General features: G+C 67.7%; 16 protein-coding genes. 6 read left to right on the top strand and 10 right to left on the bottom strand.

The features are described from left to right. The first annotated feature begins 177 nt into the window (after window positions 1-177). Together D456_RS0102470 and D456_RS0102465 are read left to right on the top strand one after the other, a co-directional pair. Window positions 178-840 (top strand): ClpP family protease, encoded by a 663-nt coding sequence (locus D456_RS0102470; RefSeq protein ID WP_017574566.1) that lies wholly within the window; start codon window positions 178-180, stop codon window positions 838-840. Beyond that, the gene (locus D456_RS0102465; RefSeq protein WP_017574565.1) at window positions 837-1,454 is read left to right on the top strand and encodes an ATP-dependent Clp protease proteolytic subunit; all 618 of its coding nucleotides are present in this window, start codon (window positions 837-839) and stop codon (window positions 1,452-1,454) included. The genes D456_RS0102470 and D456_RS0102465 overlap by 4 nt, the downstream gene beginning before the upstream one ends. Before the next feature lie 144 nt (window positions 1,455-1,598). Here D456_RS0102465 and D456_RS0102460 read toward each other — a convergent pair whose 3' ends face one another. Continuing rightward, window positions 1,599-1,988 (bottom strand): helix-turn-helix domain-containing protein, encoded by a 390-nt coding sequence (locus D456_RS0102460; RefSeq protein WP_017574564.1) that lies wholly within the window; start codon window positions 1,986-1,988, stop codon window positions 1,599-1,601. A 513-nt stretch (window positions 1,989-2,501) separates the two neighbouring features. Between D456_RS0102460 and D456_RS0102455 the strand changes: the two genes are divergently transcribed. Together D456_RS0102455 and D456_RS0102450 are read left to right on the top strand one after the other, a co-directional pair. Continuing rightward, window positions 2,502-5,564, top strand: a complete 3,063-nt coding sequence (locus D456_RS0102455) for an AfsR/SARP family transcriptional regulator (RefSeq protein WP_272980527.1) — start codon at window positions 2,502-2,504, stop codon at window positions 5,562-5,564. Window positions 5,565-5,970: 406 nt separating this feature from the next. Continuing rightward, window positions 5,971-7,227, top strand: a complete 1,257-nt coding sequence (locus D456_RS0102450; protein WP_017574562.1) for a hypothetical protein — start codon at window positions 5,971-5,973, stop codon at window positions 7,225-7,227. 333 nt (window positions 7,228-7,560) lie between these two features. Here D456_RS0102450 and D456_RS0102445 read toward each other — a convergent pair whose 3' ends face one another. Then, a complete protein-coding gene (locus D456_RS0102445; RefSeq protein WP_152442458.1) occupies window positions 7,561-9,666 on the bottom strand; it encodes a tetratricopeptide repeat protein in 2,106 nt (701 codons plus the stop codon). A 232-nt stretch (window positions 9,667-9,898) separates the two neighbouring features. On the opposite strand from D456_RS0102445, the gene D456_RS0102440 reads away from it, so the two are divergent. Continuing rightward, window positions 9,899-10,153, top strand: a complete 255-nt coding sequence (locus D456_RS0102440) for a GlsB/YeaQ/YmgE family stress response membrane protein (RefSeq protein ID WP_017574560.1) — start codon at window positions 9,899-9,901, stop codon at window positions 10,151-10,153. Window positions 10,154-10,190: 37 nt separating this feature from the next. On the opposite strand, the gene D456_RS0102435 is transcribed toward D456_RS0102440, so the two are convergent. Then, window positions 10,191-11,105, bottom strand: a complete 915-nt coding sequence (locus D456_RS0102435) for a Gfo/Idh/MocA family protein (protein ID WP_026115503.1) — start codon at window positions 11,103-11,105, stop codon at window positions 10,191-10,193. 284 nt (window positions 11,106-11,389) lie between these two features. On the opposite strand from D456_RS0102435, the gene D456_RS0102430 reads away from it, so the two are divergent. Next, a complete protein-coding gene (locus tag D456_RS0102430) occupies window positions 11,390-13,486 on the top strand; it encodes a tetratricopeptide repeat protein (RefSeq protein WP_152442457.1) in 2,097 nt (698 codons plus the stop codon). Window positions 13,487-13,522: 36 nt separating this feature from the next. Here the strand turns inward: D456_RS0102430 and D456_RS0102425 are convergent, their stop codons facing one another. From D456_RS0102425 to D456_RS0102395, 7 genes are all read right to left on the bottom strand, one after another. Further along, window positions 13,523-15,220 carry a hypothetical protein gene (locus D456_RS0102425; RefSeq protein ID WP_152442456.1) on the bottom strand — a complete coding sequence of 566 codons (1,698 nt, stop codon included), beginning with the start codon at window positions 15,218-15,220 and terminating at the stop codon, window positions 13,523-13,525. 151 nt (window positions 15,221-15,371) lie between these two features. Beyond that, a complete protein-coding gene (gene thiD, locus D456_RS0102420; protein ID WP_017574556.1) occupies window positions 15,372-16,166 on the bottom strand; it encodes a bifunctional hydroxymethylpyrimidine kinase/phosphomethylpyrimidine kinase in 795 nt (264 codons plus the stop codon). Window positions 16,167-16,371: 205 nt separating this feature from the next. Further along, on the bottom strand, window positions 16,372-18,021 hold the full coding sequence (locus D456_RS23510; protein ID WP_152442455.1) for a glycosyltransferase: 1,650 nt from the start codon (window positions 18,019-18,021) through the stop codon (window positions 16,372-16,374). 17 nt (window positions 18,022-18,038) lie between these two features. Then, complete coding sequence (locus D456_RS23505; RefSeq protein ID WP_017574554.1) at window positions 18,039-19,154, bottom strand: hypothetical protein; 1,116 nt, start codon at window positions 19,152-19,154, stop codon at window positions 18,039-18,041. Between the two features lie 59 nt (window positions 19,155-19,213). Continuing rightward, the gene (locus D456_RS0102405) at window positions 19,214-20,359 is read right to left on the bottom strand and encodes a hypothetical protein (protein ID WP_017574553.1); all 1,146 of its coding nucleotides are present in this window, start codon (window positions 20,357-20,359) and stop codon (window positions 19,214-19,216) included. 50 nt (window positions 20,360-20,409) lie between these two features. Continuing rightward, window positions 20,410-21,771: a hypothetical protein gene (locus D456_RS0102400; protein ID WP_017574552.1), complete on the bottom strand. Its 1,362-nt coding sequence runs from the start codon at window positions 21,769-21,771 to the stop codon at window positions 20,410-20,412. A 22-nt stretch (window positions 21,772-21,793) separates the two neighbouring features. Then, complete coding sequence (locus D456_RS0102395; RefSeq protein ID WP_017574551.1) at window positions 21,794-22,828, bottom strand: nucleoside hydrolase; 1,035 nt, start codon at window positions 22,826-22,828, stop codon at window positions 21,794-21,796. Between the last annotated feature and the right edge of the window lie 11 nt (window positions 22,829-22,839).

The raw sequence follows: 22,839 nt of genomic DNA, 5'->3' as shown, positions 1-22,839 counted from the left end.
AGCGGCCCGACCCGATAGCCGGAAAGCCGCGGTCCGACCCGGTGGCCGGAGGGCCGATGTTGCAGCTCTGCCCTGGGCAGATCTGCCCCAGGCCGAAACCGTGGCCTCTGCCTCCCTTCTCCCCACAGGCTGGAGAAGAGCCGGCCCGGCCGTCGCGGCCGGCGGAAGGAGAGGACCATGACCACCATGTCGACCCCGGTGGCCTCGGCCGAGGGGACGGACGGCGCCTTCGACGACCAACTCGCGGCGCGGCTCATGCGCAGCCGCATCGTGTTCCTGGGAACCCAGGTCGACGAGGTCAGTGCCAACCGGGTCTGTGCACAGCTGATGTTGCTCGCCGACGAGGACCCGTACAAGGACATCACCCTGGCCATCAACAGCCCCGGCGGCGTGATCACCGCGGGCATGGCCATCCACGACACGATGAACTTCGTGCCCAACGACGTATCGACCGTGGTCCTGGGCATGGCCGCCAGCATGGGCCAGTTCCTGTCCTGCACCGGTACAGCCGGCAAGCGGTTCGCGCTGCCCAACGCACGCGTCATGATGCACCAGCCCTCGGGCGGTATCAGCGGGACCGCCGCCGACATCGCCATCCAGGCCGAGGACCTGGCCCACACCAAACGGACCATGGTGCGCCTGATCGCCCAGCACACCGGGCAGACCGAGGAACGCATCGCCACCGACCAGCAACGCGACGCCTGGTTCACCGCCGAGGAGGCCCGCGACTACGGGTTCGTGGACGAGGTCGTGACCGGCGTCGGCGAACTCGGCGGGGTGGGACCGCGCCTGGGCCTGCACGCGCCCGGGTTCGGTACCGGACGAGGAGGTGGACGATGAGCGGCCGTTACACGATCCCGACGGTCGTGGAGAGCACCCCGAAGGGGGAGCGTTCCTACGACGTCTTCAGCCGGCTGCTGTCGGAGCGCATCATCTTCCTGGGGACCCCCGTCGACGACGACGTGTCCAACGTGGTCATGGCACAACTGCTGCACCTGGACCACGAGAGCAGCGACACCGACATCCAGCTCTACATCAACTCGCCCGGCGGCTCGAACACCGCGTTGACCGCCATCTACGACACCATGAGGTTCGTGCGCGCCGACGTCTCGACCGTGTGCATGGGCCAGGCCGCATCCGCCGCCGCGGTGCTGCTCGCGGCCGGAACCCCCGGCAAACGGATGGCCCTTGAGCACGCCAGGGTGCTCCTCCACCAGCCCTCCGCCGAGGGGCGGGGCGTGGCCGCCGACCTGGAGATCCAGGCCGAGGAGGTACTGCGCATCCGTTCGCAGGTCGAGGGGATCCTGGCGAGGCACACGGGACAGACCCTCGACCGACTGCGGGCCGACACCGATCGGGACCGGTACTTCACCGCCGAACAGGCGAAGGAGTACGGGCTCATCGACGGGATCGTCACGGTCCGTGAGGAGACCCCGGCGTCGGCGGCGGCCTGAGGGGACCTGGATCCGACGCAGTTGTGCGGCCCGGCCGACCGGCCGGGCCGCACCCGTGTTCCGTGGTGATCCCCGTGGCGTGTGCCGTGGCCCGTGATCCGTGGGTTCCCGCGTGGGCCTCGGCCGTTGGACGGGTTCGACCGGTCAGGCGGCGAGCGTGAGCACCCTGGTCTGCTGGATCGGCGCGGATGTCTGCGGCAGCGGTGCGACCTGGTAGCTGCCTGTGCGCGCGATCCGCACCGGGGCCGAACGCCGGTACAGCTCGGCGAGCACGTCCGTCAGCGACAGGCCCAGGGAACGGTAGATCGCCGCGAGGAGTTCGGAGGAGGCCTCCTTGCGGCCGCGCTCGAGCTCCGACAGGTAGGGCAGTGACACCTGGGCGTCCTCGGCGACCTCACGCAGGGTGCGCCCCTGGTCGTTGCGGGTGCGGCGCAGAAGTTCACCGATGAGGTCGCGCATGAGCGGGTCGTCGGGCTGTTCGGTGCGCGGGCCGCGGCGGGCCTCGTCCAGATCGCGCAGGACGCTCTCGGACATCGGTTCCTCCCGGTGGCGGCGCGGACGTCGTCCTTCGAGCCTATGCCCCGGGCCGGTGCGGCGGCAGGGGAGCGGCCCGGCTTCTGCCCTCGGCAGAAGCCGGGTCGCTCCTGGACCGTTGACGGGTGCGGGGTTTCCTGTGGCGCCGGTCCACCGGCCCCGCCGCCCCGGCAGGCTCGCCCCGTACTGCACGTGCGAAAGGCCCGTGCAAGGGTTCGTGCAAGAGGTTGTGCATTTTCATGTTCCCTTTTTATTTCCTCCGATGTGAGGTTATCGGGGAGGGGTGTTTATGTACACGTATGCTCCTCGGTGAGGGTGGGTGATAATGTGGTTTCTGGTATTTTCCCAGGTCGGGGCAGCCTTGTTGGTTTCGGTTAGATATCGTCCGTATTTCGTGGTCTGGATTTCCGTAATCCTCGGTGCGATTATGTCGAGGTGTTGGGTGGTGACCAGTTGGAGATACGACTCCTCGCCCGAGGCCCCCGCGTACTGGTCGAGAACCGGACCGTCGACATGGGAAGACCGAAGGAACGGTCGGTGCTTGCCTTGCTTGCGTACTCAGCGGGGCAGCCGGTGTCGACGCGGACCCTCGTCCGCAAGATCTGGGGTCAGGACCCGCCCCCCGCGGTCAACCAGAGTCTCCAGTCCAACATCAGCCGGCTCCGCAGGAGTCTGGCACGGGCCGGCGCCCGCGATCTCGTCCTCCACCGGTCAGGCGGTTACCTCCTCGACGTCCCCGGGGAGGCGGTCGACCTCTGCCGAGCACGCGGTATCGACCGGCGTGCCCACGCCCACGCACTCCGGGGCGAGCACCGCGAGGCCGTCGACCTGTGTGACCTGGCACTGGACTTGTGGTCCGAGGAGCCGCTCTCAGAATTCCAGGAGGAATGGGCCCGGGCCGTGCGGAAGGAGTGCGCCCAATTGCACGCCCAGCTCCTCGGCCGATGGGCGGAATCCGCGCTGGTCCTGGACCGGGCGGCACACGTGTGCGAGCGGTTCGACGGACACGGACCGTCCGAACCCCACACCTACGTGCACATGCGCGCCCTCGTGGCCGAGGGGCGCCATGCCGAGGCCATCGATTGCTTCGCACGCTTGCGCGCCCACACCCGCGAGGCGCAGGGGACCGAACCCAATCCCCGTACGCGCGATCTCCACCAGTGGATCCTCGAAGAAGCGGACGCGCCATCGCGCCCCCGAACCGTCGGAACACCGCCCCGGGCGACGGCCGCTGCTCCGTCAGCGCCGCCCGTGCCCGAGACCGTCGACACTCTTCGCGCCGACACCGCCGACTTCGTCGGCCGGCAGGAGGAGATCGAGACCCTGCTCGCCCGTGTGAGGCGGTACCGCAAGGCGCCGTGCGTCCAGCTCATCACCGGGCTCGGAGGAACGGGAAAGACCACCCTCGCGGTGCACGCCGCCCACCTGATACGCGAGGAGTTCGACCTCAGGCTCGATGTGGAGCTCGGTAGCGATCGTGCCGACGTGGCGCTGAGACGGCTGCTGATCATGGTCGGGGTCCCGGAGGAGGAGGTTCCGTCCGACCTCGACGCCCGCGTAGACCTGTGGCGCAGCAGGGTGGCTGATCGCCGCGTACTGCTGTTGCTCGACAACGTCGCCCGTGCAGAGGACCTCGTGCCGCTGATCCCCGGTTCCTCCGGGGCCGTCGTCCTGGCCACGGCACGTCGCTCCATGCCTTACGCCGGGGCCGGTGGCCTCAAACTCGATCCGCTGGACGAGGACGACGCGGCCGCAATGCTGGCCGGTCTCACCCAGCGCGGGGACGACCCCGATCTTGCCCGGGTGGCGGCGATCTCGTGCGGCATGCCGATAGCCCTGCGAGTGGTCACGGGGCAGTTGAGGAAGCGGCCCGCGTGGGACATGCGGCACCTGGTGGAAAGACTCTCCCGGAAGGACTCGTCCACGAGAAGGGGCGTCGAACGGGAGGTCTTCCCCGCTTTCGCCGACGCCTTCGAGTCCCTCTCCGGCCCGGCCCGCCTCACCTTCCTCTGTTTGGGGCTGCATCCGAACCCCGTGGTGGGTGACGAGGCGCTCGTCGAGATGGTCGGGGACCGGACGACGACGGAGACCGGCGTCGAGGAGCTGCTGGACGCGTACTTCGTGGAGGAGGTCGGCGTGGGGCGTTACCGCTCGCACGACCTGCTGCGGACGTTCGCGCAGACCCACGTGCCCTCGACCATGAACGGTGCGGTGCCCTCGGAGATCGAGAAACGCCTGTACAACCACTATCTCCGCCTCGTCGAATCGGCGGACCGTGTCGCTTGGCCGGAACGCCGACGGAGTCTCGGTAGGAGATGGTCCGCGCCGGTCGATCCGTGCTTCTCCACGCCCCGGGCGGCGCGGCAGTGGTTCGTCGATCACCTGCCTGTCCTGGAGGCCGTGGCTTTGCGGGCCACCCGATCCGGTGCGCTCGAACACGTGGCCCGCCTGCCCCTGGCCATGGCCGGTCTGCTGGAGATCTGCGGTCCGTGGTCGGCCGCGGAACCGTTGCTCGGGGCATCGGTGGAGGCGTGGGAAGAGCTGCAGGACACCGTCGGGGTGGCGTCGGCGCTGCTTCAGCTCGGGTCCTTCCGCCGTTTTCAGGGAAAGCGGACGGAGGCCGAGGAAGCGCTGCGGCGATCACTGGCCCTCTGGCGTGACATCGGGGACGAGGGCGGGGCCGCCCATGTACTGGACCAGATCGGCCAGATCCGGGTCGCCGAGGGGAACCACACCAGGGCGTTCGAGGACTACCGGACGGCGTTGGCGGCTTTCCGCCGGCTGGGAGACAGGTGGGGAACGGCGCGGGTCCATACTCACCTGGGCTTCGGCTACGAGGAACTGGGACGGGCTGGTGAGGCCCGGGCCTCCTACACCACGGCCCGCTCGCTCTACCGGGAGGTCGGGGACGAGAGGCTCGAAGCATCGATGTTCCTGAACCACGCGCGGCTCGAACTCTCACAGGGGCGTCACCGTGAGGCCAAGCGCTTGTGTGGGAGTGCTCGTGTCGTCTTCCGGGACCGGAACGACGTCCTGGGGGCTGCGCAGAGCGAGCACTGCCTCGGCATGGTCGAGCGATACCTCGGCGACCCTGATGCGGCCCTGGGGCTCCTTCGGTCGGCTCAGCGCGGGTTCTGGGCCACGGGAGATGAACAGTGGCTGGCCAACAGCACGGCACAGACTGGCCAGGCACTCCTGGATCTGGGTAGGAACGAGGAAGCGGAAGCCGTGCTGGCCACGGGGCTCGAGCGCGCACACGCCTGTGGACAAGACATCTCGCTCGCCTCGTTGATGCGCGTGCAAGGCGATCTCCACCTCGGACACGGTCGTGTCGAGGACGCGGAACGGTCCTACATGAGGGCCCGTGACGAGGCCGAGCGTGTGACGGACAACGAAGCCGTGGGCCTGGCGTACTGGCGTATCGGTGATCTGGAGCTCGGCAGGGGCGACCACGGTGCTGTGCTCGCGTCGTGGAGGCGGGCCGCGCAGGCCCTCAGCGTCGCCCCGACCTTCTTCCTCGCGGAGATCGAGGTGAAGATCGAGGCGCTCCTCGACACCCTGGATATGACGGGCTGAAGTTTTCACCCCGATCTGCCTGATTTTCCAGCGCGGACCCTTTGTGTGCCTGTACGTTCTCTTTGGTGCATGCGGGGCATGGGCTCTGCCATGCCCGAATCAGCAAGTATGCCCGTTTTGCGCAGAACGTCTATTGAATGGGGCCGAATTGGCAAACTGTATTCCTCTTGACACGTGGCCGCAGAGCGGCTGATCACAGCGACGCAAATCACCCCGTCGGATTATATGTCCGGCGGGGTTTTGTATGCCCGGGAAAGAGCCGACGCTGTCGCCAAGGGTTCTGCAAGCGCGGGGCCAGCGCCGTGCAAGGGTCCGCAAGCGGCCCGCAGGCGACCGTTCAGCGGATCCCAAGCACCGGCCGTGAGCGTGGGTTCCGGTCCCACTTCCCCGACCGAGAGGACCGGATGTGACCCCCATCGCAACCAGGGCCCGCCTGGGCCCCGAGTCCGCCATGACGTTGAACCCGTCCCACCGAGTCGCCATCTTCCTCGAACACGGGACGGCGGCCGACCGACTCCAGGAGTTCGTCCCCGACCTGTTGGAGAGGGACCGGCGGATCGAAGTCCTGTACGTCCTCCCGCGAAGCTCCTCACGCTTCAGTGAAGCCATGGAGCGCTACGCGAGTACCTTCGACGGAAAGGTCGTCTCATGGGAGTGGGCGACCGATCCCGAGCGCAGGTTCGCCCTCGTCGTGGCGGCCAACACGGGGTACGACAGCAACCTCGAGCAGCTTCGCGGGCCGTTGTTGACGGTCTCCCACGGGATCGGTCCCGGAAAGCTCCACATGCCGGGTCCCGGAAACGGTCCCGGACTGCTGTCTCCCCCAGTGGCGGACGTGGTCCCTTCCACCCTGGTCCGGCACGGGCGCGTCACCGCGTCGGCGATCGGAGTGGGGAGCGAGAACCACGGTCGTTTGCTCGTCGAGGCCGTTCCGGAGACGCAAGAGGTCGTCCGTCTCGTCGGCGATCCCGCTTTCGACCGGGCCGAGGCTGCTGAGCCCAGACGCCGCGAGCTCAGGCGGTCCATAGGTGTGGGTGACGGACAGACGCTCGTGGTCCTCTCCTCGACCTGGGGTCCCGCTTCCTTGTTCGGCTTTTCTCCCGAGGCGCTCGACCGGGCTGTCGGAGAGCTGCCCGCTGACCACATGGTCGTTACGCTCCTCCACCCGGGCATATGGGCCCGGTACAGCCCGAGACAGATCCGGTTCTGGTTCGGCCGTGCTCTCAGCTGCGGATTGCGCATCCTGGCGCCCGATTCCCCATGGTCGGGATTGCTGGCCGCCAGTGACGTGGTCGTCGGCGATGTCGGAAGCACGACGGCATACGGAGCGGCTCTGGGCGCGGCACCCCTCCTTGGCGGTGGCGTCGGAGGCGAGGTCGCGTCCGGTACCGCTGTGGACTCCCTGTGCTGTACGGCTCCGCGTTACCGGCCGGACGAGCCCTTCGCGCCACAGGTGGCCTCCGCGCTCTTCCGGTACGGGGCGGAGGCGAAGGCACACTACCGGCGCCGGGTCACCACCGTCCCGGGGGAGTCCGCTGTGCGGTTGAGGGCGCTCATGTACGGGCTGATGGGCTTGCCCGAACCTGTGTTCCCCGCTTTCCTCTCGCCAGTGGAGGATCCCTTCTTCCTCGGAGGAGGGAGAGCCGGCCGATGGAGTCTGTGAACACCGGCGCCGTGAGGATGTTCCGCCTGACTTCGTGGGAGGAGGCCGTCGACGTACTGTGCGTGTACTGCCGTGTTCCGCAGGCCTGGGAATGGCTCCACGCCGCTGACGTCGTCCTCTCGCCCCCGTTGAGCTGGGGCACATCACAGGAGGTCCTGGAGCGCTTCCCCGGATGCGCTGTCGTGCTGGTGGAGGGGGTCGTCACCACGAGCGCGGGGATCTCCGTTCCCGTGGCCGCACCGGGCAGGGACATGTGGAGGCATGGGGTCCTGGCCTATGCCGAGATGCTCCGTCCATACCTCCGGAGGAAAGGCGGGACCGCAGACCGACCGGTTATGGAGGAGGTGCCTCTGAGAGCCCTGACAAACGATGGCGTGTCTCCTCAGCTCTGGGGTCACGGAGGGCGGATCGGAGCGCGAGCGCCTGGGTGAGATGCGCCCGCGCTTCCCTCACAGCGCCTCGGCCCAGCGCCACCTCCGCGAGTTGGGAACGCACGTTCGCTTCCTCGCCTGACGCGCCCGTCGCGAAACTGAGAGACAGGGCCTCCTCCAAGAGGGGGCCCGAACTCCCGAGGTGGCCGCGCCTGATGTGGGTGTCGGACAAGCCGATCAGTGTCCGCATGCGCTGATAGGGCTCGATGTCAGCGGGCAAACCTTCGAGAGCTGAGGTGAAGTGTGCGACTGCGGTGGTGAAATCCCGGCAGTCTCTCGATGCTTCGCCCAGGCGCCGGTGGCCGAGTGTCGTTCCTCGGAGGTCCCCGATCTCCTCGTGGAGGGCAAGATACTCGGTGAAGTGAATTCGGGCCTGTTCCGGTCTGCCTCGGGTCAGATCGCACACCCCCAAGCCCTCCGACGCGGAGGCCTGGCCACGGACATGGCCCGCCGACCTCCACAGCTCGTGCGCCTGACTCTGTAGGTCCGCCGCCTTCTCTGGGGAGCCCAAGGCCAGGTGCAGGCCCGCAAGAGAGCCGAGCATGTTCGCCTGGGCGGTCGGTGAATCCAGAGCTTTGGCCGAGGCCAGCCCGGTCGTATAGCACTCTTCCCACACGGCGTAGTGCTTGCGCAGAATGAACAGGTTCCGTAGAGCTTCACACAGTTGCCAGCAGCTCTCGTGGCGTCCGGAGGTATGGGTGAACCGTACACACGAGCGCAAGGTCTCCAACTCGGTCTCCGACCACGCGAGCGCGTCGGCGCGAGTGGTGAAAGAGGAAGCCGAAAGGCGGTCGAAGACCGGGGCCAAGTGCCAGCGGCCGGGGTTGAGTACCTGGTCGGCCGCGGCCGCCGTGGTCAGGTAGTGCTCCAGGACCTGGTCCAGGGCCTCCTCCCGCTCCTGTTCCGTCCCCTCGTCCTCGGCACGCGCACGCGCGTGCAGCCGTGTCAGGTCGTGCTGTCGCAACCGCCCTCCGGCGCCCTCCTCCAACAGGCTCACGGTGAGCAACTCCGTGAGCAGCTCCTCGGTCTCTTCCTCGGAGAGCCCGGCGAGCGCACCGGCGGCTTCGGGGGTCAGGTCCCGCCCGGGGCTCAGCCCCAGGAGCCGGTACATACGCTGCGCGTCCGGGCTCAACCACCGGTAGGACTCGGTGAGCACCGCTTCCACAGACATCTCCGTTTCCGCGCCGAACGCACTCAACCGGTGGCGCGCCCGGGACAGGCGTTCGACGAGCCGGCTCAACGGTTGGTGGCGTCGGACGGTGAGCCCGCTGACCGCTGCGCACACCGCCAGAGGCAGCCCTGCGCAGAGGCCGGTGAGCGCGTGGAGGGAGTCGGGTTCGTCGCGGGGCCGGTCGTCGGACAGGATGCGCCGGACGAGTTCGGCCGTCCCCGAACCGTCGAGAGGGCCCAACTCCAGGAACTCGGCGCCGTCCAGACGCAACCCGTTCAGGTGCAGCCGTGTGGTCACGAGCACCAGGTGGTCGCCTTCGCCCGGTAGGAGGGGCCGTACCTGCGCCGCGGAGACGGCGTTGTCGAGGAGGAGCCCGAGCCGGCGCCCGTGTGTGCGGGTGCGGAAGGCCGCCACACGTCCGGCGAGGTCGCGGGGGATGTGTTCCGGGGCGGCTCCGAGGTCGCGCAGGAAACGGTCGAGGACGTCACCGGGGTCGGCGGGTGCGTCGCCGCTGAAGCCGAGCAGGTCGCAGTGGAGGACCCCGTCGGTGAAGGTGTCGGCGACCGAGGACAGGAAGTGCGTGGCGAGCGCGGTCTTGCCCACGCCTCCGGTGCCGTGCAGCACGACCGCAGGTGCGGCGGCCTCGTGTAGCTCGTGCAGGCGGCGGACCGCGTCCTCGCGGTCGGCGAAGAGCCGTGGTCCACCGGGCAGCTGACGAGGGGTAGGGAGGTGGGCGGTGCCGGTGTGTACGTGGCCCTGGACGGAGCCGATCTGTACGACGGTCCCCGACACCTGATCGGAGGTCACACGGTTCCGGTCGCTGTCGTGGGGGAGCATGGGGGGTCTCTCGACGTCCACAGGAACGTAGGACTCATACCCCAGAAAACGCTCCGTATCCGGAAAACGGAGCACGATATTGCGCAGCGCACATGCTTATGCACGTGCAGCAATACTCGGGGCCGCAAAAACCCTATAAAAGGTTCATACAGGGCAGCGTGTGCCGGTGTCCCTCCGTGCTCGGGAGGGAACGGAAAGGGCGCGTCAACGCGCCGACCAAGGGGAGGTACCCGTGGAGATCACCGGAATCTTCAGTGCGATCATCGTCGGGCTGATCATCGGGGCGCTCGGGCGCCTCATCATCCCGGGCAAACAACACCTGCCCATCTGGCTCACACTCGTCCTGGGCATCGTGGCCGCCTTCGTCGGAGGCTGGATCGCCACCATTTTCGCCACGGCCTTCCTCTGGGTGTTGTTGGTCCAGGTACTGGTGGCCGCGGGGATCGTCTACCTCGCCGACGGTTTCTACGCCAAGAACGCCGCCTGACGCGCCGCCGAGCACGAGCACACGCGCCGACCTCCGATCACCATCCGGGGGCCGGCGCCACACGTTCGGTACGCCCCGACGACAGCGACCACTCCGCCGCCTCCAGCACCGCTACGACGTCACGGCCGAACCGCACCCCGCAGGGATCCCCCTTCTCCCCGTCGATCTGCGCGATGAGCCGGTCGACCGCCGTTCCGAACGCCGACACCGGGTCCCGGGAGCCGGTCGGAACCGGACGCCACCCCTGCTCGCCGTGCAGAACCACCTCGAAGGTCTGTGCCGCGGTCGGGGCGTCCACCGTCAGCGCGAACGAACCCACCGCGCCCCCGGCGTGCTCGGTCAACAGATGCACCGTCTCCTTGGGCCCGGCCAGCGCCGAGACCCGCTGGACCTGCCCCAGCACCGGAAGCGTCAGCGCGAGCGCGTGCGGGCCCAGGTCCCACAGGCCGCCCTTGGCCCGCCGCCACGGCGAGGCGCCGAACGGGTTCCCGGGTTCGAAGATCGACGCGAACAGGTGTGCCCGCGCACCGTGCCAGTCCTGGCCCTGCGCCCCGGAGTGGAAACGCTCGACCTCCTCGGAGAACCGCGCCGTGAAGAACACGACCGACGCCAGTTCCCGGCTCTCCGCCTCCACCGTGAGCTGGTCGGCCATCGAGGTCGACAGGGAGACCGGTTTGTCCAGCAGCAGATGGCAGCCCGCACGCGCCGCACGCAGGGCCAGTTCCGCCTGGACGTCGGGCGGCAGGGCGATCGCGACCGCGTCGACCTCCTTCAGGAGCGCGTCGACGTCCTGATGGGCCTGAGCCCCGTAGCGTTCGGCCAGTGCCGCCGCCTTGGCCGGATCCCGGCCCCAGACACCGACCAGCTCCGCGTCCGGGTGGGCGTCCAGGGCTGCCGCGTGTGTCTCGTTGGCCCAGAACCCCGTGCCCAATAGTCCGAACCTGACGCCCATGCCTGTCCGCCCTTCCTCGTGGTCCCGGAACCATTGTCCATGGAATCGCTCCCACTCGGTGGTCGCCTCCGGTCACCTGCACCCCAGCGGTCGCACGTACCTCACCAGAAACGGAAGAACCCCGCCGGAATCCCACCACACGGCCCGGTCCACTCCCCTCGTTACCCCTCGTGCGCCGAAGAAAGGACCACGGAGGTACTCGCCGGTGCCTGGATGGTGGCCGGTTCCGGTCGATCGCCGCCACCCCTGGTGCTCGGTCCCGGGTTGCACCAGAATCGTCAGGCGTGAGCACAGAAGGAAACAGCACGGGTGAGATCCGCGGAAACGCACGGGTGGTCCAGGTCGCCAACCTCCATGGGGACCTGAGCATGTCCGGAACGCGTGGACGCACGCTGCACAGCAACCTCGCCCCGGTCGACCGCCTGTTCACCGACCGGGAATCCTCCCGGGCGCGTGTGCGGCGCCTCGTGCACGAGAGGAGCGCCGAGGACGGGACCACTCTGGTCAAACTGCACGGAGCTCCGGGGGTGGGCACCTCCGAGCTCGCCCGGCAGTTGGCCACCGAGCTCGCCGACCACTACCCCGACGCCGGGTTGGAGATCGACCTCGGCGGACCCGACCCGGCCAGGGCCGTTCCGGGCGAGGCCCTGCTCGACCGCCTGTTGCTGCTGTGCGGCGCCCGCACCGAGGAGATCCCCGGCACCCCGGCGGCCAAGCGGGACCTCTTCCTGAGACTCACGGCCGGCCGGACCTTCGTTCTGGTCCTGGACAACGCGGTCGGCGCTGGGCAGGTCCGTGCGCTGTTGCCAGGGCGATCCAGATGCCTGCTGCTGGTCACCTCGCTCGAAGCGCTGCCTCGTGTCGGAAACGTGGGGAAGGAACTGCCCGTGCACGTCGGGGAACTGGAAGACGAAGCCGTCGCGGAGATTCTCCGCAAGGGCCTGCCGGAGGACGCCCTGGAGGGGGTCCTGGAGGGAACCTTCGACCGCCTGGTGGGTCTCTGCCACGGCCTGCCCGTACTCGCCCGCCTGGCCATCGCGTATCTGGACCAGCGTCCCTTCTCCGGTCTCGAAGACCTCATCACCCACCTGGAGGAGGGCGGGGGAGAGCACCCGCGGGACCGGATCGCCGCACACGTCGCCGCGTTGACCGAGCCTGCAGGCCGGGTCTTCCGGGCCGTCGGTGCGCACGCCGCGCTCGGCACGACCATCGACCTGCGTTCCCTGCAAAGTGTGCTGGGCGACCCTGCGGGTATGCGCGAGGGCCTCAACGAACTGGCGACCCACTCCCTGGCGCGCAGGGTGGGATCACGGCGCTCGGTGTGGTTGACGGTCGGCAGCCTCGTCGGTTCCGTCGCCGAGGAACGCGCCGGGGCCGAACACGTGCGACGCGAGCGGCTCGGCGCCCTGTGTTCTTTCTACCGGGACGCGGCCGTGCGGGCGGCCTCGTTGCTGACCCGGCGTCCGTTGCTGGGTGCCGTACCGGACGCCGACACCGGGCCTGTGGGGGCCGATGAGGTGGTGGAGGCGCGGAACTGGCTGCACACGGCCGCGGACGTTCTCGCCGCCGTCGTCGGTGAGAGCGGGGCGGCCGGTGACCACCGGACGGTGATCGCCACGGCCGAGGCCGCGACGGTGTACCTGGCCGAGGCCGGACGGACCTCCGAACGCACGGCCCTGCTCCGCCAGGGACACGAGGCAGCGGTCGCCGCCGGCGACACCCGGGCACGGATCCGGTTCGGCAACCTGCTGGGCGTGGCCCACCTCGACCGCGGCGCGTTCGACGAGGCCGAGGCTGTGGTCGCACACTCCTTGGAACTGGCCGAACCCGCCGGAGACACCATGGAGCTGGCGGCCTCTCACGAGGTCCTCGGGATTGTGGCCCAACGCCGCGGTGATCACACGCGGGCCGTGGAACGGCTGTCGCACGTGCGACAGCTCAAGGAAGAGCTCCACCGTCCCCAGGCTCTGGCCGTGGCCGATCTGCTCATCGCCCGTTCCCAGATCGCGCTCGGCCGGTGCGCCGAGGCGCGTGAGCGTCTGGAGGGCGCCCTGTCGGTCTTCGCCGAGCCGGGACAGCACCGGGCTCCGGACGCGGTCAACGTCGCCAAGGTCCGCTCGGAGCTGGGCCGGGCACTCTGTGTCCTGGGTGAGACCGAGGCGGCGGGGGTCGAACTCCGTGAGGCCCTGAAGGGGTTCGTCGAACGTGACATGCCCCTGCAACGGGCGCACACATTGGAGACACTGGCGGCGACGGTCCGGGACGCGCAGGTCAGGGACGAACACCTGACGGCCGCCGCGGGGCTGTACCGGGACGCCGGCAACGTGTCCGAGGCCGAGCGTGTGGAGTCCGAGCGGGAGGGGCCGGGGCCGCGTCCCTGACCGTGTTGTGCTCGGCCGCCCGGCCAGGGCGGGGGTTCATGCGCGCTCGGGGCCGCCGGTCACGACGGCCTCGATCTCCCAGATGCCCCCGGCCTCGACCGTCAGCCGCAGGGAACCGGACCTCACCTGTGTGCCCAACCGGGGGTCGGAACCGGCGTGGTGAACGATGAGTGGCAGCAGGGACGGGTCGAACCCCTCGGTCGCCCCGGTCAGTCGGACGCGGGTAAGGGTGCCGTCCCGTCCGTGGAGCACACAGCCGTCGGGGCCGTGGACGACGGCTGCGGCCGGGGTGAGCCGGTGGGTGAAGACACTGCGGGCCCAGGCTGCGCCGTCCTCGGGGAGATCGTCCTCGTGGCAGAGCACCAGGTCGGCGAGGCCGTTGAGCCGTTCGTCGGTCTCCTCGTCCCGGACCGCGAGGTGGCCGGGTGCCTCGTTGCCGGGTGCGCGGTGATCATAGGCGGCGGCCGGGATCCGGCGTACGCGCAGCACGTCGTCGGGCAGGCCGGTGATGCGCACCCACTGTGCCGGGTGTGCGGGGCCGGGTTCGGGGACCGGGGCGGGAACGGCGCGGGTCGCCACTGGGATTTCGGGTTCCTCTGCGCCCATGAGGTCATACATCCGGCTCCGGACGAGGGCGAGGGACCCCCGCGGGCGTGAGGAGACCCAGTGCTCCGCCACGCTCTTGGTGGTGTCCACGAGCTCATGGGCGCGGCGTAGGAGCTCCTCGACGGGGACCTCCTGCGTGTAGGGGACAGCGGTCTCCAAGAGGCGTGCGATGGGGGAATCGGGGGCCACGGCTCCATGGCCCGCGGTGTCGAGTACGACGGGACGCCCTGCGGCTGCGGAGTAGTAGCTCACGGAGCCGTGGTCACCGACCACCGCGTCGGAGGCGACGATCGCGGCGCGCCACCCTTCGTTCGGGGGCAGGACGATGAGCCCGGCCCGGCGGGCGCGGGCGAGCCAGGCGTCGACCTGGCCGGGACCGTGGCCGTGCCAGATGTTGGGGTGCAGGGCGAGGGCGACCCGGTACTCGTCCTGGGGCAGGGACCCGAGGAGCCGGGCAGGGAGACTGGGGTGGCGGCCGAAGAGGGACCGGGTGCCCCAGGTGGAACTGATGAGGACGAGTTGCTGGTGGGGGCGGACCCCGAGGGCGCGGCGATAGCGGGCGCGGTGGGGGAACCCGGCGAGGATACGGTCGTGGCAGGGATCGCCGGCGACGAAGGCGCGGGGCAAGGCCTCGGGGCAGTCGGCGGCGAGGCGTTCGGCCTGTTCGTCGTGGGAGAGCGCGAGCGCGGCCGGGACAGGTTCACCGTCGTGGAGGAGCCATTCCCGCGAGAGACCGAAGACCGGATTTCCGGATTTCCGGATTTCCGGCTTCAGATATTTATTGTACCCCATGCCGTGCGGAAGGCGCAGGAAAGGCGCGGAGATCTTGTGGATGTCGCCGCCGAGGCTGGTGCCGATCGCGAGATCGAATTCTTGCTCGAGGGCCTTTTCCCATTCCATGACCAGGTATCCGGTGTCGTCGAGGAATTTCTCGACCCCGTGCCGGAAGGGCGAGGAGCGGGTCCAGGTCAGCACGGTCTGTACGCGGGGGTCGTCCTCCAGGGCGGGCAGGACGTCCATCATGCGGGTCGCGGAGGTGACGTTGTGGATGATCGCCAGGACGCGCAGTGGTGCCTGCAAGGTCTGCCACTTCGGGACGAATGCGCTGATCTCGGGATCTTCTCTCACAGTCGGAACACTGTACCGACCGTGCATCAAGGGCGTGCGTCCCCGGTGGCCGGTTCCGAACCGGGCCGCGTTGCCCCTGCTCCGAACGCCACCGGCCCCGTCGCTGAGTACGACAGGGCCGGTGTGGCGTGTACGCGGCGCGGCCCGCGTGCTAAGGCGCGATCGGAACCACGGACGAGAAGGGTGCGTGGGTGGCCAGGCGCCCCGTGATGCCCTCGCGGACCATGGCCTTGGCGGTCTCCGCGGCGCTGCCCACGTCCGCGCCCTTGGCGAGCTCGGCCGTGATGGCGGCGGCGAAGGTGCAGCCTGCGCCGCTGACGCGCTCCTGGCCGATCTTCGGGGCGCTCAGGACGGTGACGTCCTCGCCGTCGAAGTGCACGTCCACGGCGTCGGGTCCGGGCAGCTCGGTGCCGCCCTTGGCGATGACGTGGCGCGGGCCCAGCTCGTGGATACGGCGGGCGGCCTCGATCAGGTCGTCGACCGTGTCGATGCTTTCCATGCCGGCCAGGGTGCGAGCCTCGAAGTGGTTGGGCGTGATGACCGTGGCCAGCGGCAGGATCTGCGCGGTCAGGGCCTTGTCGGTGTCCAGGGCCGCCCCGGCCTCCTGACCCTTGCAGATCAGGACCGGGTCCAGGACGACGTGTCGCCACTCCTGACCCTTGAGGCCTTGCTCGACCACGTCGATGGTCTCGGGTCTTCCGAGCATCCCGATCTTGACGACGTCGAGGTCGTGGCAGCTCGTGGCCGCCTCGATCTGGTCGGAGATGACACCCGGGTCGATCGGGACGAAGCGGTGTGCCCAGTCGTTCTTCGGGTCGAAGGAGACGATGCAGGTGATCGTGCCCATCCCGTAGACGCCGAGCTCTTGGAAGGCCTTGAGGTCGGCCTGGATGCCGGCGCCGCCGGTGGCCTCCGACCCTGCGATCACGTATGCGCGGTTGGTCATGGAGTGCCAACCTCCTCCTGAATCTCGGTGCTGTTGCCGGTCTCGGGAGCCCTCCACGGGTTCACGAACACGTCCTTATTGCATCACAACACCCGGCCCGGATGCTCAAGCCGGTCCTCGCTTGTAGCGCGGGTCACTGCCGGTCAGTGGAGGTGGGACGCCTGTGGCCATGGTCCCTCGGAGAGATCTCGCGGGTCCATGTCCCTCAGCGGCTCGTACTGTGGCCCTTTCGGTTGTGCAGGCTGGGGTTCCGAGAGCCGTGCTGCGGGGGCTTCTCCGCGGCATCACCACTGGCTCGGGCCTGGCCGGTCGTGGAGGCTGCCGTGCTGCTGGCGAGGAAGGTGGGCCTTCGCTGGGGTACGGCCGCCGGAGAGTGGCCGGGCTGCGGCGGAGTAGCGTTGCTGGGGTCCGCCGTGTCTCGATGTCCGGGGGCGGACGGGTTCAGCGCGACGCCGTGCAAGTGTTCGGGTAAACCCGCCGTGATCTCGTGGTCATGGGTCGGACGCAGCCCCCCGTCGGCAGTTTGCCTGGTGTGCCGGATGATCCCATCGTGCCGTTCGGTGACGGCCTGGTCCAGGCTCTGTGCCATGTGGTCCTTGTTGTAGTGCTCCAGGACAGCACATGCTTCGCGCGTTGACTGTAGGTACTCGTAATAATTGTCGTGCAGGTCCGCGATCTTCTCACTGATGGCCACGTGCCGACTCGCACTCGGAAGAACCGTCGGATCTGCGGGAGAGATTGCGTTGCCTTGAGTGCTCCTGGTGTTGCTGTCGTCGATGACGAGCATTCGTGCTCTCTCGGGCATGCCCTCCCACGACTTCAGTACTTCCGTGTACCCGTTTCCGTTCCCCTCGGTGACGAGTAAAGGTTTCCCGTGGGCCAAGTACTCCCCTGAAGCAAGTCCGTAGGCTTCACTCTCCGTGGCCATTACCATGGCGTGTGAATCTCTTATGGAACGTTCTTTCTCCTCCTCGGAATCAGTGAATGATTGAACCGTGACGAATGACCTCCAGTCGGGTCGCAAATTTGCGTCCATGGAGTCTTCGAAATCTTCTCTTTCTGCTTCGGGGATCCCCCTGAGAGTGAGATGGATCTCTTTGCCATGACTGTTCCGCAACCCCTCGATGGCCTTGGCCGTGTCTGCGGCCCCTTTGTTGGGGTCCCCCATGCGCCCCAGCATCAGAATGTTCATGGTGCCCGTGCCGTCCCAGAGATCTCCCGGCTGATGAGAGCTGTCCGTTCCGGGGATGAAGCTGTGGAGCGAGGGAACTGAAACGGCCCCGGGGCGGGAAGCAGCGATTCTGGCCGCATCCCTCTCGGACTTGATTCCGTGAGCGAAAACGAGGTCGGACTCAGAGAACGTTCGGCTCTGCAGGCTGGTTCGGTGTGCGCCCAGTTCCGGAGCCTTCAGGGTCTTGAATAGCTGTTCGGGGTCCATGGTGATGCCGTTGGCCACAACAGCATCGGGATAGAAACAATTCCTGATCTCCAGAGCAGCCGGACCTGTGACGTCTCCATAACCCACGACAGCAGTGAAGTGGGAACGGCTTTCCGGAACTCCAGCGTTGCCTCGGTCGATTTTAGCGAACCGCTCGGATATTTCGGTCGATACCCGGTCGATCCCATGTCGGCAGCGGTTCAACCGATCAGTGAGTTCGGATTCTTGGTCAGCTGTGAGGGACGGCTCGCGCACGTTGTGGGTGGTCACGCCCGGTCGTGGGACCGTGGTCGCACCGAGCATGAGCAGATGGACCTCGTGTCCCTGCCTGGCCAAAGATGTAGTTAATTCCTGGTTGAGGACGTGTCCGCCGTCCCGGATCTTCCCGGAGTCGGTGATGAAAAGGTATCTGGACAAAATGGATCCGCCTTATATCAGAGGGCGAACAAATGGTCGCTGAAAATGTCGATGAAGTGGGTGAAGGGGTAGGAATCGAAGCCGATCATCTCGGTGCTGCGTCCGGGGTGGAGACGGGCGGCGTGTTCGTCCAGGAGCTCTGCGACCACAAGAGCGGTGTCCGTGGCCATCGCCTTCATCCGTGGCCCCTCGGCTGGTGGGGCAGTAACCTCCGGCTGACTGGGGACGAAGGGCAGGGGCTCGCAGTTCAGGGCTCGCCTCCGCAGACGTGCGTCCCACTGCTCGAAAGTGTGATCGGCGGAGACGAGCAGGGAGCGGCTGGGATCGATACCTGTTTCCCGCTCGCGCCAGGGCTCGCCCCTCGAACCGGCGAGAAGGGTGCGCACGATCTGTGCAGCCTCGATGGCCTCCGTGGAAATCGAGTGGTCCCCGGCCTCTGTGGCCTGCTCCTTGGTGGGGGTGTGTTCTGCAGCATCGTGTGCTGTCCAGCAGAGCTCGTCCAGAACCGTGGGTTCGGTGCTGCCGATGTGGGGTGTGGTTCCGGCGGAAATCCACGAGGCGGTCGCCGGGTGGGGGAGCGGAGCTGACCCGGGAACGGCGTCCCGCACCTGGTTGGCCAAGTCGTGGAAGGTCTGCGAGAGTCCTGCGGCTTCGGTGCCGATCACGACTGGGGGCCGCCCTGGTGCGAGACGCCAGTTCAGAGCTGCGACGGACAACGCAGCCGAGGACAGCCAGGAGGAGGGAAGAAGAACACAGCTTCCTGGTTCGAAGCGGACGGCGTTGTGCGCGTCTTCGCCGGTGCTGTAGGGGTCGGGGTCCAGGCGCGGGTACTTGATGACGGGGGAGTTGTCCAGGCGCTCTTGCCACGCTCGCGCGGCATCGGCCAGCGGGATGGGCCGGTCGTCGTACGCACGTTGGCTGATCAGGTGGCGTGTGGGATCGCTGGGCCCGGTGCGCTCGACCCCGGGTGCGGCGTGTTCGTGCAGGATACGGCTCAATTCGAGCCAGGAATCCCTGCGTTCCTGCGACCACTCGGGGCCGCGTCCCACCTCCGCTTTCTGTAGCCAGTACATGCGGGCGGCGGCGGAGTAGATCCGCCGGTATTCGGCCCACACGGTCTCGTCGTTGTCCATGCTGTTCCCTCCTACGGGGCGTTGCGGCCTGTCCTGTTCGGCCCGGCCACATGCTGTGGTCAGTCCTCGTGCGGTGGGAAAATGCCCAGGGAGTCGGACTCCCCGGCCACATCGCCGTCCTCTCCGAAGTCCAGTGCCTCGAAGGCGCGTTCGGGCTCGCCGTCGTCCCCGATCGTGTGGAGGTAGTAGGCGTCGCTCGTCTGAAGGAGGAGGCGGTCGCCCCGGGGGTCGTACCAGTACCGGTTGATCGGGTTGCCCTCGGTCTCCAGGAGCACGTCGTCATCGATGACCGAGCCCTCCTCGTCCAGGGAGAAGAGGGACAGCTGGGTGTGCGTGTCCTCCTGAGGCGCGCTCTCGAGAGGGCCGATGAACGTCTCTTCGGGACCGCGCACGAAATTCGACGGGACGATGTTCGTTCCGTCCTCGCTCATCAGGAATTCGAGGGAATCCCCGGGGTCACTGTCTTGTCCCGGCGGGCCGCTCTCCACCAGCTCCAGGACCTCGGGCTCGAGGCCCTCGGAAATCGTGTAGACGGTGTCGGGAAGGCCGATCTCGAGCCCGTGCCCGTGTACCTGGACCTCCTCGACGGTATCGGGAGCCTGCGTGACGCAGGGAACGTCTCCGACGTGTGCGGGCTCGGCCCCGGGATCGTCGACGTCGACCGCGAGGATCCGGGAGTCGTCCTCACCGTGCTCGCTGCGTTCCTCGAACCAGATCTGTGTTCCGTCCGGGCTGAACTGGGGCGCTGAGTAGGTGATCTCACCACCGCTGAAACTCGCCTCCTCCTCGGGGGCGATCGTCGGCCCGGGAACGTATGAGTGGGTCTCGCCGTCGAGCGATCCCAGGATCAACCCCTGGTCGGTCTCGATGACGGCGTTCCGGAAACCCGGCGAGAACACGAACTGGCTCCAGTCCGTCTGATGGCTCTCCTCGTCCGCCTCGTTGAGCTCGTGGAGACTCAGACGGATGTTCAGGCTTCCGTCCTCGACGTCGTGGAAGGTCACGAACGTGTCGTCGTTGGACCAGTTGAAGATGAGTAGGCCCGAGAGGTCTTCCGGAGGGATCTCGGCCGCCTCCTCCGGGGATTCCTCGTTCGGGGCATCCTGCGCGGTCGGAGTGTCGTCGCTGCCGCAGCCGGTCAGTACCAACAGGCAGGCCAGGGACAAGTGGGCGGGAATGCCCGAGTACCGCTTGGTCTCGTTCACAGGTCTTCCTCGGGGGTCGCTTCTCTGACGGTCGGGGACCAGGAGCCTGGTCACTTCTTCGAAGGGCCACTACCGTGACCGTGCTCGTCCCCCTTCGTTCTGCTCCTCTGCAGGAACGACGGTACGGCTGGGGACGCTGAGCCGGAGGAGGCGTTACCGGTGGTCGAAGCGGTCCCGGAACCTTGCGCCGGATGGTCCGCACCGCTTTTCGCGAGCGTGGCCCCGACGTTGTCCGCATACGCCTTCTTGGATTCCAGGTCGCCCGCACGGCCGAAGGCTTCCCACGTGCGGTGCAGGGCTTCGGGGGACAACTTGCGCCCCTCGAGGGATCGGGACAGGTCCTTCACCAGTCCTTTGTCCGCACGGCGGACGAAGCTGTCGAACAGTGGAGTGAGGTGGGCGTCTTGCGTGGGGCGGCCCGCGACCCAAGCGCGTGTCTCGGAGGTGTAGGACCGGCGTGCGTCCTCGAGCTCCGCACGCCAGTCCTGCCCCGCGTCGCGTTTCCGAGCGCTGTCCCTGGCTGCGTCGATGACCGCATCGAGTGCCACCACCTTGACGGCCTCTCTGACCTTCGGAGACCTGTATCTCTCTGAGACCCTGTTGGGATTGATCCCCTCGGTCGGGTCGGTCTGCTCACGCTGGGGGCGTTGAACGGGGCCGGACGGGCTGATCCCTTTCGGACTGTCGAGAGGGCCGTGCAGGGTCTCCTCGATGGTGCCGAGCGCATCCTGGTTCCCGAAGGTCTCAGCTGGATCCTCGGACAGTGATCGGCTTGGGAAACCGCTCCATTTCTCTCCTGCTTCCTGGTGAAAGACGTACCCGAGCTTCGCCTCGGGGCGGGGATCGTCCGGGGTCTTGCTGAGGAAGGCGTACCTTCCGGTGAGCTCCGTCTCCGGGTAGGCCTCGGTGAGGAGTTCTTGCACGGTCCCCTTGAAGCTGGTGTCCACCAACGTCACCGAACTGTCCGGTTCCCCCATGGGGACCCCGGCGCGTTGGAACATCCTCTGAACCCGTTGATGGGAGAAGTCGACGCTTTCCGGATCCACCTTGCTCCTAGCTCCACGGAAGGTCTCGATGCCTGGGAAGGAACGTCCCTCGTTCCTCTCCCGGTCCTGCAGGGCCGATTCGGCAACAGCCCTGGACAGAGTCACATTGGCGCAGTACCGGGCGTGGAAATCCGGGTCGAGTTCGCGTACAGCGAGATTCAGAGAAGTGCCGTCGCGTCCGAGGAACGCGATTCTGTGGTCATCGCCTTTGATTCGGACGTCCTCCTTCAGGTCGTCCAGGATCTCAGCAGCGACGGAAACCATGAAAGGAGCGGTGGTGTTGCGAAAGGTCGTGTAGGCGTCTTGGACAGCGCGGAGCTCGTTCGGCGTGAGCCCGTATTCGTTCTGGATGTATTCAAGATCCATGCATGGTCCGGGGGGTGAGGACTCAGTCGAACAGGGTCTGCTTCAACCAAGTGTTGAACGGATCGTATTTCGCGGCCACACTCAGCCAGACCTCCGCACCGCGATCGTCACGGCTCATGCGGCCGATCCGGTCCAAGGAGACCTTCCTCAGGCCGAGATTGACGAAGGGCTTGCCGAGCGCGGCGGAGAGGGCGAGCGCGTCGTGTTGCATGCTCCCGGGGTGGAAAGCGGCGAACCACGCTTCAATGTGGCGGTGCAGCAGCTCCTGCCAGCCGCCGGTCGGCGCCTCGGAGAGGCGCCGATGGAATGCGTCTCCCGGAACGATCTCGATCTCGGAGTGGAAGGTGATCTCGGACGTGACCAATTGAACGTCCTCCAGTCGGCCCGAGTTGATCGCGTCGAACACCCTGTGGGCCGACAGAACGTCCATCCGGATGTTGTGCTCGGCCCGGGAAGGGTCGCGGTACTCGAGCGCTCCCCCCATCTGCGTGACGATGAGCCTCTCGGCAGCTTCCGGGACCTCCGTCAGGACGCGGGCCAGATTGCTCAGTGCTCCCATACCGACCCAGCGGATCGGCCCGTCGGTCCGTGCCAGGAGGTCACGTATCGCGCCGGTGACGTCGGAGGGCTGGTCGGGGATCTCCTCGGGCACCAGACCCTGCGCACAGAAGTACCTGGTCCTGCCGGCACTGTGGCCGGCCACGGTCCCTACGTCGCCGCGGTCCAACAGGTCCAGCAGATACCGGGCCAACCGCGCCCGTTCGCCGTGGGGGAGACCGTTCCCGGTCTCGTCGTTGGTCAGTACCAGCGCGAGTTCCGGAACGGTACGGCCCGCGGCGGCCACGGCGATCGCGTCGTCGGGGTCCCCCCCGATGTCGGTGTCGAGGATGATCGGGGTGCCCTTCGGGCTCTCGGGCCACAGGCCCCCGGCCGCGGTCTCCTCCGAGATCAGGCGCAGGGCGCTGTCGACAGGAGCCCTTGTGCCGAGGGCGATCAGGGCTTCCTGCTCCGCGCGGAGCTGTTCGATGCTCCGGTCGTCGTCCTCCGAGTACGGCATGCTGCTCTCCT

Source organism: Nocardiopsis kunsanensis DSM 44524 (assembly GCF_000340965.1).
Taxonomy (GTDB): domain Bacteria; phylum Actinomycetota; class Actinomycetes; order Streptosporangiales; family Streptosporangiaceae; genus Nocardiopsis; species Nocardiopsis kunsanensis.
This window is presented reverse-complemented; position numbering and strand designations above follow the sequence as displayed.

Bases quoted from the DNA above. Each gene is read 5' to 3' on its own strand.
- D456_RS0102435 (WP_026115503.1), bottom strand. From the start codon at position 11,105: ATGGGCGTCAGGTTCGGACTATTGGGCACGGGGTTCTGGGCCAACGAG.
- D456_RS23505 (WP_017574554.1), bottom strand. From the start codon at position 19,154: ATGGACAACGACGAGACCGTGTGGGCCGAATACCGGCGGATCTACTCC.
- D456_RS0102460 (WP_017574564.1), bottom strand. From the start codon at position 1,988: ATGTCCGAGAGCGTCCTGCGCGATCTGGACGAGGCCCGCCGCGGCCCG.
- D456_RS0102400 (WP_017574552.1), bottom strand. From the start codon at position 21,771: ATGGATCTTGAATACATCCAGAACGAATACGGGCTCACGCCGAACGAG.
- D456_RS0102395 (WP_017574551.1), bottom strand. From the start codon at position 22,828: ATGCCGTACTCGGAGGACGACGACCGGAGCATCGAACAGCTCCGCGCG.
- D456_RS0102445 (WP_152442458.1), bottom strand. From the start codon at position 9,666: ATGCTCCCCCACGACAGCGACCGGAACCGTGTGACCTCCGATCAGGTG.
- D456_RS0102465 (WP_017574565.1), top strand. From the start codon at position 837: ATGAGCGGCCGTTACACGATCCCGACGGTCGTGGAGAGCACCCCGAAG.
- D456_RS0102455 (WP_272980527.1), top strand. From the start codon at position 2,502: ATGGGAAGACCGAAGGAACGGTCGGTGCTTGCCTTGCTTGCGTACTCA.
- D456_RS0102470 (WP_017574566.1), top strand. From the start codon at position 178: ATGACCACCATGTCGACCCCGGTGGCCTCGGCCGAGGGGACGGACGGC.
- thiD (WP_017574556.1), bottom strand. From the start codon at position 16,166: ATGACCAACCGCGCATACGTGATCGCAGGGTCGGAGGCCACCGGCGGC.